We start from the raw sequence: 11,422 nt of genomic DNA, 5'->3' as shown, positions 1-11,422 counted from the left end.
CCCGGATGGGTGATCGCCCTTGGCGCGGGCACCTGAGGTGCCCGGGGAGTCCGGAGGACTCCCGAGGTGTTACTTGACCTCGACGGAAGCGCCGGCGGCCTTGAGGGACTCGGCGGCCTTCTCGGCGACGTCCTTGGCGACCTTCTCGAGGACCGGCTTCGGGGTGCCGTCGACGAGGTCCTTGGCCTCCTTGAGACCCAGCGAGGTCAGCTCACGCACGGTCTTGATGACCTGGATCTTCTTCTCGCCGGCACCGGTGAGGATGACGTCGAACTCGTCCTGCTCCTCAGCGGCCTCGGCAACGGCGCCCGGGCCGGCCGGACCGGCGACGGCGACGGCCGCGGCGGCGGTGACGTCGAACTTCTCCTCGAACGCCTTGACGAACTCGGAGAGCTCGATGAGGGTCATGCCTTCGAACTGCGCGAGCAGGTCGTCCTGGGACAGCTTCGCCATGATAGGCGTCCTTCCACTATTCGGCAGGTGCCGGATGTATGTGTCGGCGGGCGTACGTGGAGCCCGCTGGACCGCTGAGCGAAATTACTCGGCGGCCTCGGCGGGAGCCGGAGTACCGGCACCGCCCTGCTCTTCCTTCTTGGCGCGAAGCGCTTCCGCGGTGCGGACGAACTTCGACGGCAGTGCCTGGAAGAGCTGCGCAGCCTGAGTCTGCTTGCCCTTGAAAGCACCGGCCAGCTTGGAGAGCAGAACCTCGCGGGACTCGAGGTCCGCGAGCTTCTTGATCTCATCGGCGGACAGCGCCTTACCGTCAAGGACACCGCCCTTGATGATGAGGTTGGGGTTGTCCTTGGCGAAGTCACGAAGACCCTTCGCCGACTCCACCGGGTCACCGGTGACGAAGGCAACCGCCGTCGGACCCGAGAACAGGTCGTCCAGCGTGTCGATCCCGGCCTCGTTGGCCGCAATCTTGGTCAGCGTGTTCTTCACCACGGCGTACTGGGCGTTCTCACCGAGCGAACGGCGCAGCTCCTTGAGCTGTGCCACGGTGAGACCCCGGTACTCGGTCAGCACGGCGGCGTTCGAGCTGCGGAACTGGTCCGTCAGCTCGGCTACCGCGGCAGCCTTGTCGGGCCTTGCCATGAGCGTCGGCCTCCTTCCGGGTGATGAGGACCGCTCAGAAGGGGCCGGGAAAGACGAAACGCCCCAGCACAAGTGCCAGGGCGCGGCTCGACCGAACAGAGTCCGGGAGCGTTCCACAGTCACCTGCGCAGGTCGTCCGATCTAGCGGAACCTTCGGTCACCGTCCCTCTGACGAGGCACAGTGACGACCAGCGGTCTTTGGCTTCTTGGTGAGAGTACGCGACCGGACGCGGGACGAGCAAATCCGTCCCCGTTCGTCCCTTGCGGGAGGTGTCAGGAGGCGCCGCCCGGGGTATCGCCCTGCTTCAGCATCTCCTTGAAGTCCACGGTGTCCGAGGCCGCCGGCTTCTCGGAGGGGACCTCGGTGCCGTAGTCGCTGTAGAAGAGCGTCGAGTTGAACGCGCCGGTCTTCATCTCGCCGCGCTCGGTCTTCTTCACCAGCAGGTCGTTCTTGTCGACCCAGATGTCGACGGTCTGGGTGGTCACCCCGGCCAGGGCGAGCTGCTCCTTGAACGCGGCCAGCTGCTTCGCGTCCAGGTTGCTGTTCTTCGCGGTCAGGTCGGCCACGTCCACCGTGCCGGAGTAGTGCGTCGCCTCGACCCCGCGGACGTCCTCCTGGCCGACCTTCTTCACGTCGCCGGAGGCCAGGAGAGCCTTCACACCCTGCTCGGGCGTGCTGTTCTGGATCTGGTCCTTCATGACGTCGCCGGAGGCCCCGCCCAGCTCGGCGAGGTCCTTGTAGGAATACCGGATCCAGTGCTTGCCGCCGGTGTTGGCCGCCATGGCGTCGCCCATGTTGGCGTAGTACTCGTCCTTGAAATAGCGCGCCTCGACCGATCCGTCGCCGCCGGCCTGCCTCAGGGCGTCGCCCATCGTGCCGCCGGTGTACGTGATGGTCAGCGCTCCCGAGAGGCCGTCGGCCCAGCCGATGGCCCCGGACTGCTTCATGGACATGGCGCTGCCCATCTCGGTGGTGCCCTCGACCTTCGCCGACTGGGCGCCTCCGGTCTTCTGCTGCACCTGCTTCAGCGCGGCCACGGGGCTCGCCTTGGAGACGGCGCCCGCCTTGCCCTCACCGGCGCCGTCGGAGCCCTTCGAGCCGTCGGAGCCACTGCAGGCCGCTATCGACGTCAGTGCCGCCGCGGCGGCCAGAGCCGTGCCCATGCGTAGTGCCGTGCTCGTCCTCATGTACCCGTCCACCCCTCGTATCGTCCGTCGTCCCCCGCACCACAGTGGCACAGGGCACTGACAGACATGGCTCCTTACGGATACGAGGACGGGCCCCGCACCTCGAAAGGTTGCGGGGCCCGTTCACACAGTGCACGCGTACGACGCGGCTACCGGGTGAGCATCAAAGCTCAGACGGAGGCCGGGTCCTCCTCGACGAGGAGGTTGCGGGTGCGGTTGGCGTCCAGCGGGATGCCGGGGCCCATCGTGGTGGCCAGTGTGGCCTTCTTGATGTAGCGGCCCTTGGCGGCGGACGGCTTCAGACGGAGGATCTCGTCCAGCGCCGCTGCGTAGTTCTCCACCAGCTTGGTCTCGTCGAACGAGGTCTTGCCGATGATGAAGTGCAGGTTCGAGTGCTTGTCGACGCGGAACTCGATCTTGCCGCCCTTGATGTCGTTGACAGCCTTCACGACATCGGGGGTGACGGTGCCGGTCTTCGGGTTCGGCATCAGACCACGCGGACCGAGCACGCGGCCCAGGCGGCCGACCTTGCCCATGAGGTCCGGGGTCGCGACGACGGCGTCGAAGTCCAGACGGCCCTTCGCCACCTCGTCGATGAGCTCGTCGGCGCCGACGATGTCGGCTCCAGCGGCTTCCGCGGCCGCAGCACGGTCACCGGTCGCGAAGACCAGGACCCGGGCGGTCTTGCCGGTGCCGTGCGGGAGGTTCACGGTGCCACGGACCATCTGGTCGGCCTTGCGCGGGTCGACACCCAGGGCAAAGGCGACCTCGACGGTGCTGTCGAACTTCGTGGAGGCGGTGTCCTTGGCGATACGGACGGCCTCGAGCGGGGCGTAGTTGCGCTCCCGGTCGATCTTGGCGTCCGCAGCGCGGAGGTTCTTGCTGCGCTTCACTTCTACTCCTGTGGTTTCCGAGTATGGAGTCGTGGTGCGGACCAGCGCTTGGTCCTACCACTGGGGGTTACGGGGCTGAATCAGCCTTCGACCGTGATGCCCATGGAACGGGCGGTGCCGGCAATGATCTTCGACGCGGCGTCGAGGTCATTGGCGTTCAGGTCGGGGAGCTTCGTCGTGGCGATCTCGCGGACCTGGGCGGCCGTCAGCTTGGCAACCTTGGTCTTGTGCGGCTCGCCGGAGCCCTTGTCCACACCCGCGGCCTTGAGGATCAGCTTGGCGGCCGGCGGAGTCTTCGTGATGAAGGTGAAGGAGCGGTCCTCGTAGACCGTGATCTCCACCGGCACGACCATGCCACGCTGCGACTCGGTCGCGGCGTTGTAGGCCTTGCAGAACTCCATGATGTTGACGCCGTGCTGACCGAGCGCGGGGCCGACCGGCGGGGCCGGGTTCGCCGCACCGGCGTTGATCTGGAGCTTGATAAGCCCCGTGACCTTCTTCTTCTTGGGAGGCATTGCTCTCTCCGGGTCCTATGAGAGTGTTTCGCCGCCGATTCCGGTCATCCGGATGGAGGCATACCGCACAACGATAACGGGTATAGCTGTGCGACCAAAAACCCAGCAGGTCAGAGCGGCTGCGAAGCCCCTCTGACCTGCTGGGTAGGCATGTGTCCAGAAACCGGCGGGAAGTGCTAGTTCTTCTGGATCTGGTCGAAGCTGAGCTCGACCGGGGTCTCTCGGCCGAAGATCTCGACGAGGCCCTTGACCTTCTTCGAATCGGCGTTGATCTCGTTGATCGTGGCCTGCAGCGTGGCGAAGGGGCCGTCCGTGACGGTGACCGAGTCGCCGACCTCGAAGTCCAGCACCTGGACCTCGACCTTGCGGGACGGAGCCGGCTTGCCCTCGGCCTCGGCGGCCTCGCGGGCGGCCTTCTCCTCGGCCTCCGGGGCGAGCATCTTGACGATCTCGTCCAGGGTCAGCGGGTACGGGTCGTAGGCGTTGCCCACGAAGCCGGTGACGCCCGGCGTGTTCCGCACGACGCCCCAGGACTCGTTCGTCAGGTCCATGCGCACCAGCACGTAGCCGGGGAGCTTGTTCTGCCGGACGTTCTTGCGCTCGCCGTTCTTGATCTGGACGATTTCCTCTTCAGGCACCTCGGCCTGATAGACGAACTCCTCCACGTTCAGCGAGACGGCGCGCTGCTCCAGGTTGGCCTTCACGCGCTTCTCGTACCCGGCGTACGTGTGGATGACGTACCACTCGCCAGGGAGCGTGCGGAGCTCTTCGCGCAGGGCGGCGACGGGGTCGACGGGGGCGGCCGGCTCGGCCTCTTCCTCGTCGGCGCTCTCGTCGTCGGCCTCGGCGGCCGCTTCCTCAGCGGGCTCTTCCTCGACCGACTCGGCTGCCTCGGCGGCGTCCTCGTCGGACTCCTCGGCCTCGACGTTCACGGCGGCCTGCTCGGCGGGCTCGCCCGCGGCGAGGTCGGCGGCCTCGGCCTGGTCCGGGTCCACGGAGTCAGCAGCCTCAACGATGTCGAGCTCGTCCTTGGCGGACTCGAAGGCGCCAGCCTCGGGCTCGACGGCGTCGTTCAGGTTCGGGTCAGACACGATGGCTGCTTCTTCCTGGATACAAAGGGTGGAACGTGCGAAAGGGGCGCCGGGTCGGACGCCTTCCGCGAGATCAGCCGAAGACGTACTTGATGACCCGGGCGAAGCCCATGTCGAGAACCGTAACAAGACCGATCATGACGACGACGAACACGATCACCACGGAGGTGTACGTCGTCAGCTGGCTACGGGTCGGCCAGACGACCTTACGGAGTTCGGCGACGATCTGGCGGTAGAACAGCGCGAGCCGACCCAGAGGGCCCTTCTTGCCGCGCTTGCCGCCCTTCCGAGACTTCTTCTTCGACTCGGGAGCTTCATCCTCAGCATCAGGCATGTCGATGGAGCCCACGGCGTCCGTCACGCTACTCACCTGATTCCGGGTCGTGGCCGTGCCGCGCCCGGTGGAGCCGCACGGCTGTGCAATGAAGTACGTACATGCGCACACATCCTGGCGAAGGAGTGTGTAGCAGGGCCGGAGGGACTTGAACCCCCAACCGCTGGTTTTGGAGACCAGTGCTCTACCAATTGAGCTACGACCCTTTGTGGTTTCCACCAACCTACCGCATCTTTCCCGGTGCCCGGGTGCAGGAACGGTGCGGCTGGTGAAGGCCAACGACAGGTGAGTGTACGTGTTCAGGGCCGCCGCGTCGAACAGACAGCTACCGACCGGTCCTGTCCGCATGCTGCCCGGGTCCTGTCCGGTCCCTGAAACCCCTGTGCCGACGGCTTTCACGGTCTGGGAGCATGGACCCATGAGCGCTGCAACTTCACCGTCCGAGCGCCGGGTTTCGGCCCGCATCGGTGCGATCTCCGAGTCCGCGACCCTCGCCGTCGACGCCAAGGCCAAGGCCCTCAAGGCCGCCGGTCGTCCGGTGATCGGCTTCGGGGCCGGCGAGCCCGACTTCCCGACGCCCGACTACATCGTCGACGCCGCGGTCGAGGCCTGCCGCAACCCGAAGTACCACCGCTACACCCCCGCAGGCGGGCTCCCCGAGCTCAAGGCCGCCATCGCGGAGAAGACCCTGCGCGACTCCGGCTACGAGGTCGACGCCAGCCAGATCCTGGTGACCAACGGCGGCAAGCAGGCCATCTACGAGGCCTTCGCCGCGATCCTCGACCCGGGCGACGAGGTCATCGTCCCCGCCCCCTACTGGACCACCTACCCCGAGTCGATCCGGCTCGCCGGCGGTGTCCCGGTCGAGGTCGTCGCCGACGAGACCACCGGCTACCGGGTCTCCGTCGAGCAGCTGGAGGCCGCGCGCACCGAGAAGACCAAGGTCGTCCTGTTCGTCTCGCCGTCCAACCCGACCGGCGCGGTCTACAGCGAGGCCGACGCCGAGGCCATCGGCCGCTGGGCCGTCGAGCACGGCCTGTGGGTCATGACCGACGAGATCTACGAGCACCTCGTCTACGGCGACGCCACCTTCACCTCGCTCCCGGCGATCGTCCCCGAGCTGCGCGACAAGTGCATCGTCGTCAACGGCGTCGCCAAGACGTACGCGATGACCGGCTGGCGCGTGGGCTGGATCATCGGCCCGAAGGACGTCGTCAAGGCCGCGACCAACCTTCAGTCGCACGCCACCTCCAACGTCTCCAACGTCGCCCAGATCGCCGCGCTCGCGGCCGTATCCGGCCCGCTGGACGCCGTCGCCGAGATGCGCACCGCCTTCGACCGCCGCCGGGGGATCGTCGTACGGATGCTCAACGAGATCGACGGCGTGTTCTGCCCGGAGCCCGAGGGCGCCTTCTACGCCTACCCGGCGGTGAAGGACCTGCTCGGCAAGGAGATCCGCGGCAAGCGTCCGGCCACCACCGTCGAGCTGGCCGCGCTCATCCTGGACGAGGCCGAGGTCGCCGTCGTCCCGGGCGAGGCCTTCGGCACCCCGGGCTACCTGCGCCTGTCCTACGCCCTGGGCGACGACGACCTGATCGAGGGCGTCTCGCGGATCCAGAAGCTGCTGGGCGAGGCCAAGGCCTGACCGGCCACGTCACCGCTCGAACGAAAAGCGCCCCCTGCCGCTGGATCCCTCCGCCGGCCGGGGGCGCTTTTTGTTCGAGGGGCACCCCTAAACGGGAAAGCGGCTACCGCTCCGGCCCGCCCGTGCGGCAGGATCTTCCAATGGAGCGTGATGTACGTCTGTTGCCCAAGGCCCACCTGCACCTGCACTTCACCGGGTCGATGCGGCCAACCACCCTGCTCGAACTCGCCGACAAGTACGGGGTCCATCTCCCCGACGCCCTGACCGGCGGCAAACCGCCCAAGCTGCGGGCGACCGACGAGCGCGGCTGGTTCCGTTTCCAGCGGCTCTACGACATCGCCCGGTCGTGTCTGCGGTCCCCCGAGGACATTCACCGCCTGGTGCGCGAGAGCGCCCAGGAGGACGTCGCGGACGGCTCCGGCTGGCTGGAGATCCAGGTCGATCCCACCTCGTACGCCCCGCTGCTCGGCGGGCTGATCCCGGCCATCGAGATCATCCTCGACGCCGTGGACAGCGCCGCCCGGGACACCGGTCTGGGCATGCGCGTGGTGATCGCCGCCAACCGGATGAAGCACCCGCTGGACGCCCGTACCCTGGCCCGGCTCGCCGTCCGTTACGCGGATCGGGGTGTCGTCGGCTTCGGGCTCTCCAACGACGAGCGGCGCGGAATGGCCCGCGACTTCGACCGGGCCTTCGCGATCGCCCGGGAGGGCGGCCTGCTGGCGGCTCCGCACGGCGGGGAGCTCGCCGGGCCCTCCAGCGTGCGCGACTGCCTCGACGACCTGGACGCCTCGCGCATCGGGCACGGGGTCCGGGCCGCCGAGGACCCCCGGCTGCTGCGCAAGCTCGCCGAGCGCGGGGTCACCTGTGAGGTCTGCCCGTCGTCCAATGTGGCGCTCGGCGTCTACGAGAAGCCCGCAGACGTCCCCCTGCGCACTCTGTTCGACGCGGGCGTGCCGTTGGCGCTGGGGGCGGACGACCCGCTGCTGTTCGGTTCGCGGCTGGCCGCCCAGTACGAGCTGGTGCGCCGCCACCACGGCTTCACCGACGAGGAGCTGGCCGAGCTGGCCCGCCAGTCGGTGCGCGGATCGGCGGCCCCGGTCGACGTACGGGAGAAGCTGCTCTCCGGGATCGACGACTGGCTGGCTAGCTGATCCCGGAGGCCGGTCCGACCCCGCCCAGCAGTGTGCGGGCCAGCGAGGCGGCGAACGCGTCCAGAGGCTGCGGGGGCGTGCCGCCGGGGAGCGCGGCGTAGGCGAAGGCCCGCTGGGCGCAGGCGCCCATCAGCAGGGAGGCGGCGGCGTAGGTGTCCGCGTCGGCCCGGACGCGGCCCGCGGCCTGTTCGGCGCGCAGATAGGCGTCGAGTTGCCGGATCGGCAGGTGGGGCCCTGCTTCGAGCCCTCCCACGCCCTCCTCGTGACGGCGCTTGAGCTGGGGCTCGGCGTACAGGGACGCGGCCATGGGGAAGGTCTGCTCGTAGAACAGGGCGGCCACCCGGGCGATCTCGGTGAGGTTGCCCTCGACCGTGCCCTGGCCGGCAGTCAGTTCGCCGAGCAGGTTCCCGAGCCGGGGCAGCCGCTCGGCGAGGACGGTGACGAACAGCTCCTCCTTGCCGGAGAAGTACTTGTAGAGCGCCGCCTCCGAGCAGCCGGCCGCCCTGGCGATCTCCTTGGTGGTGGTCCTGGCGAGGCCGATGGAGAGCATCAGCTCGTGCGCCGCGTCGACGATCCGGACGCGGGCGGGCTTCTGGTCCATGCGTGCTCCAACAGGCCGTGACCCGGAGATCTTGACGTCCGGGCGGGGAGCCACCCACCCTAGAGGTTAGTGAACACTCACCCACCAGGGGGCACCATGAGAATCACCGTGTTCGGGGCGACCGGCGGCGTCGGTCGGGAGATCGTCGGGCAGGCCCTCAAGGGGGGCCACGAGGTGACGGTCGTGGTCCGCGACCCGGACCGGCTCCCGGAGCGGCTGGACCGCGCGGCACCGCACGCTGCCGTCCGGCTGGACGATCCGGCGGCGGTGCGGGCGGCGGTTGCGGGGCGGGACGTGGTCCTGTCGGGGCTGGGTTCGCGCGGCCGGAAGGCGAACGGCGTCGCCGAACGGCTGACCGGGCGGATCCTGACGGCGATGGAGGCCGAGGGCGTCCGCCGGCTGGTGGTGGTGAGCGCGGTGCCCGTGGGTCCGGAGCCCGCGGACGATCCCCTGGTGGACCGGCTGATGCGCAAGGCGATCGGGGCGGCCCTGGCGGAGCTGTACGCCGATCTCGCCCGGATGGAGGCGGCGTTGACCCGCAGCGCGACGGACTGGACCGCGGTGCGGCCGCCCAAGCTGACGGACGGGCCGCTCACGGGCGTCTACCGGCAGGTCGTCGGTGGTACGCCGCGCAGCAGCCGGTCCATCTCCCGGGCCGATGTGGCCCACGCGATGCTCGCGCTGGTCGAGGACCCGGCGGCCGTGAAGCGGGGCGTGGGCGTCGCGTACTGACCCCGTACGTTTCCTGCGGGCCGACGTTTCCTGCGGGCCGACGTCTCCTACAGGCTGACGCCGACCGTCACCGGCTCGTTGAACAGGGTGACGCCGAAGGCCGCGTGCACCCCGTCGACGACCTCGCGGGCCAGGGCGAGCAGGTCCTCGGTGGTGGCCGCGCCCCGGTTGGTGAGGGCGAGGGTGTGCTTGGTGGAGATCCGGGCGGGGCCGCTGCCGTAGCCCTTGGTGAATCCGGCCCGGTCGATCAACCAGGCCGCCGAGGTCTTGGTGCGTCCGTCCTCGGCGGGGAAGGCCGGGGGCCTCACGTCCGGGCCGAGGCGCTCGCCGACCCGGGTGAGGAAGTCCTGGAACGCGGCCGGTTCGAGGATCGGGTTGGTGAAGAAGGACCCCGCCGACCAGGTGTCGTGGTCCTGCGGGTCCAGCACCATGCCCTTGCCGGCGCGCAGCCGCAGCACGGTCCCGCGGGCGGCCGCCAGCGGGACGCGGTCGCCCTGCTCGACGCCCATGGCCCTGGCCGTTTCGGGGTACTTCAGAGGCGCGGAAAGCCCAGCCGCCTCTTCCAGCTCGAATCGGACACGCAGCACCACGAAGCGGTCAGGTTCGGCCTTGAAGCGACTGTGACGGTACGAGAACGCGCACTCCGCGTTCGGAATCGTCACCGTCTCCTCGGTGCGCCGGTCGTAGGCGATGACCTCCGTGATGGTGGTGGACACCTCCTGTCCGTACGCGCCGACGTTCTGGATGGGCGTCGCGCCCGCGGACCCGGGGATGCCGGCCAGGCACTCGATGCCCGCGAGGCCCGCCTCCACGGTCCGGGCGACGGCGTCGGTCCAGACCTCACCGGCCGCCAGCTCCAGGGACGTCCCCGACAGCGCGAAGTCCTGCGTGGCGATCCGCAGGGCGGTGCCGTCGAAGCCCTTGTCCCCGATGACCAGGTTGGAGCCGCCGCCGATCACCAGCAGCGGGGTGCCGCTCGCGTCGGCCTCGCGCACGGCGGCGATCACCTCGGCGTCGGTCGTGGCGGTCAGCAGCCGGGCGGCGGGGCCGCCGAGCCGGAAGGTGGTCAGGGGGGCGAGGGGGGCGTCGTGGAGTTCCTGCACGGGGACAAGAGTACGGTCCGCGCCCCCGCAGCTCGTGCGGGGCCGGGGACGGCGAGCGCCGGCGGAGGGGCGCCCCTCCGCCGGAGAAACGCCCCTCACTCCCGGCTGCCGCGCCGGTACGCCTCAGGCGAGCCGGACCACGGCCCGCGACATCCCCAGCACCTTCTTGCCGTCGCACAGGGCGATCAGGTCCACCCGGACCAGGTTGTCGTCCAGCTTCACCGCGACCTTGCCGCTGACCTCGATCAGCGCGCCCTTGTCGTCGTTGGGCACGACGACCGGCTTCGTGAAACGCACCCCGTAGTCGACGACCGCGCCCGGGTCGCCGACCCAGTCCGTGACCACCCGGATCGCCTCGGCCATCGTGAACATGCCGTGCGCGATCACATCCGGCAGCCCGACCTCGAGCGCGAACTTCTCGTTCCAGTGGATCGGGTTGAAGTCGCCCGACGCGCCGGCGTACTGCACGAGCGTGGCCCGCGTCACCGGGAACGACTGCGCAGGCAGCTCCGTACCGACCTCGACCGACCCGTAAGAGACCTTCGCCGTCATCACGCCTCCTCGGCGGCGCGCGCCACCAGCTTCATCAACGTCGTGACCACCAGCTCGCCGGCCTCGTCGTGCACATCCCCGCGGACGTCCAGGACATCGTTGCCCGCGAGGGACTTGATGGCCTCGATCGTCGACGTGACCGTCAGCCGGTCCCCCGCCCGCACCGGACGCACGTAACGGAACTTCTGGTCGCCGTGGACGACCCGGCTGTAGTCCAGGCCCAGCTGCGGGTCCCGCACCACCTCTCCGGCGGCCCGGTAGGTGATCGAGAAGACGAACGTGGGCGGCGCGATCACCTCGGCGTGGCCGAGGGCACGGGCCGCCTCCACGTCGACGTACGCCGGATGGGCGTCGCCCACCGCCTCGGCGAACTCGCGGATCTTCTCCCGGCCGACCTCGTACGCCGGAGTGGGCGGATAGGTCCGCCCCACGAAGGACTGGTCGAGCGCCATGAGCTCGCTACCTCCTGAGAAACCTGGTGAAAGACGAACAAGGGCACGCCCCTGTGCGGGAACGGAC

14 protein-coding genes and 1 tRNA gene are annotated in these 11,422 nt (G+C 69.2%); 3 read left to right on the top strand and 12 right to left on the bottom strand.

Annotated features, from left to right (window positions below; all coding sequences use genetic code 11):
* Positions 1–69: 69 nt before the first annotated feature.
* The 8 genes from rplL to ACIRJT_RS01810 all read right to left on the bottom strand — a co-directional run bounded on the left by rplL (position 70) and on the right by ACIRJT_RS01810 (position 5,322).
* Positions 70–453 carry a 50S ribosomal protein L7/L12 gene (gene rplL, locus ACIRJT_RS01845; protein WP_371625332.1) on the bottom strand — a complete coding sequence of 128 codons (384 nt, stop codon included), beginning with the start codon at positions 451–453 and terminating at the stop codon, positions 70–72.
* 84 nt (positions 454–537) lie between these two features.
* Positions 538–1,095, bottom strand: a complete 558-nt coding sequence (gene rplJ / locus ACIRJT_RS01840; protein ID WP_007445921.1) for a 50S ribosomal protein L10 — start codon at positions 1,093–1,095, stop codon at positions 538–540.
* Positions 1,096–1,368: 273 nt separating this feature from the next.
* On the bottom strand, positions 1,369–2,283 hold the full coding sequence (locus tag ACIRJT_RS01835) for a hypothetical protein (protein ID WP_403903208.1): 915 nt from the start codon (positions 2,281–2,283) through the stop codon (positions 1,369–1,371).
* Positions 2,284–2,453: 170 nt separating this feature from the next.
* Positions 2,454–3,176, bottom strand: a complete 723-nt coding sequence (gene rplA / locus ACIRJT_RS01830; RefSeq protein ID WP_007445923.1) for a 50S ribosomal protein L1 — start codon at positions 3,174–3,176, stop codon at positions 2,454–2,456.
* A gap of 80 nt (positions 3,177–3,256) precedes the next feature.
* On the bottom strand, positions 3,257–3,691 hold the full coding sequence (rplK, locus tag ACIRJT_RS01825; protein ID WP_010058817.1) for a 50S ribosomal protein L11: 435 nt from the start codon (positions 3,689–3,691) through the stop codon (positions 3,257–3,259).
* Positions 3,692–3,867: 176 nt separating this feature from the next.
* The gene (gene nusG, locus ACIRJT_RS01820) at positions 3,868–4,782 is read right to left on the bottom strand and encodes a transcription termination/antitermination protein NusG (RefSeq protein ID WP_403903206.1); all 915 of its coding nucleotides are present in this window, start codon (positions 4,780–4,782) and stop codon (positions 3,868–3,870) included.
* A gap of 73 nt (positions 4,783–4,855) precedes the next feature.
* Positions 4,856–5,143: a preprotein translocase subunit SecE gene (secE, locus tag ACIRJT_RS01815; RefSeq protein ID WP_371625329.1), complete on the bottom strand. Its 288-nt coding sequence runs from the start codon at positions 5,141–5,143 to the stop codon at positions 4,856–4,858.
* A gap of 106 nt (positions 5,144–5,249) precedes the next feature.
* Positions 5,250–5,322, bottom strand: a tRNA-Trp gene (locus tag ACIRJT_RS01810).
* Positions 5,323–5,534: 212 nt separating this feature from the next.
* On the opposite strand from ACIRJT_RS01810, the gene ACIRJT_RS01805 reads away from it, so the two are divergent.
* Entirely contained in the window at positions 5,535–6,761 is a 1,227-nt protein-coding gene (locus ACIRJT_RS01805; RefSeq protein WP_361336233.1) for a pyridoxal phosphate-dependent aminotransferase, read from the top strand.
* 140 nt (positions 6,762–6,901) lie between these two features.
* Positions 6,902–7,915 carry an adenosine deaminase gene (locus ACIRJT_RS01800; RefSeq protein WP_403903203.1) on the top strand — a complete coding sequence of 338 codons (1,014 nt, stop codon included), beginning with the start codon at positions 6,902–6,904 and terminating at the stop codon, positions 7,913–7,915.
* Here ACIRJT_RS01800 and ACIRJT_RS01795 read toward each other — a convergent pair.
* Positions 7,908–8,516 (bottom strand): TetR/AcrR family transcriptional regulator, encoded by a 609-nt coding sequence (locus tag ACIRJT_RS01795; protein ID WP_403903201.1) that lies wholly within the window; start codon positions 8,514–8,516, stop codon positions 7,908–7,910. The two genes, ACIRJT_RS01800 and ACIRJT_RS01795, sit on opposite strands and share 8 nt — an antisense overlap.
* A gap of 96 nt (positions 8,517–8,612) precedes the next feature.
* Here ACIRJT_RS01795 and ACIRJT_RS01790 point away from each other — a divergent pair, with 96 nt between their 5' ends.
* The gene (locus tag ACIRJT_RS01790) at positions 8,613–9,248 is read left to right on the top strand and encodes an NAD(P)-dependent oxidoreductase (RefSeq protein ID WP_403903198.1); all 636 of its coding nucleotides are present in this window, start codon (positions 8,613–8,615) and stop codon (positions 9,246–9,248) included.
* Between the two features lie 47 nt (positions 9,249–9,295).
* Here the strand turns inward: ACIRJT_RS01790 and ACIRJT_RS01785 are convergent, their stop codons facing one another.
* From ACIRJT_RS01785 to ACIRJT_RS01775, 3 genes are all read right to left on the bottom strand, one after another.
* Entirely contained in the window at positions 9,296–10,351 is a 1,056-nt protein-coding gene (locus ACIRJT_RS01785; RefSeq protein WP_403903195.1) for a UDP-N-acetylmuramate dehydrogenase, read from the bottom strand.
* Positions 10,352–10,474: 123 nt separating this feature from the next.
* Complete coding sequence (locus tag ACIRJT_RS01780) at positions 10,475–10,903, bottom strand: MaoC family dehydratase (RefSeq protein WP_403903192.1); 429 nt, start codon at positions 10,901–10,903, stop codon at positions 10,475–10,477.
* A complete protein-coding gene (locus ACIRJT_RS01775; RefSeq protein WP_403903189.1) occupies positions 10,903–11,355 on the bottom strand; it encodes a MaoC family dehydratase N-terminal domain-containing protein in 453 nt (150 codons plus the stop codon). The genes ACIRJT_RS01780 and ACIRJT_RS01775 overlap by 1 nt, the downstream gene beginning before the upstream one ends.
* Between the last annotated feature and the right edge of the window lie 67 nt (positions 11,356–11,422).

Origin of the sequence: Streptomyces sp. NPDC102283 (assembly GCF_044766265.1) — a bacterium.
Taxonomy (GTDB): domain Bacteria; phylum Actinomycetota; class Actinomycetes; order Streptomycetales; family Streptomycetaceae; genus Streptomyces.
The sequence above is the reverse complement of the archived record's forward strand: the minus strand, read 5'-3'. Positions and strand labels throughout refer to the sequence as shown.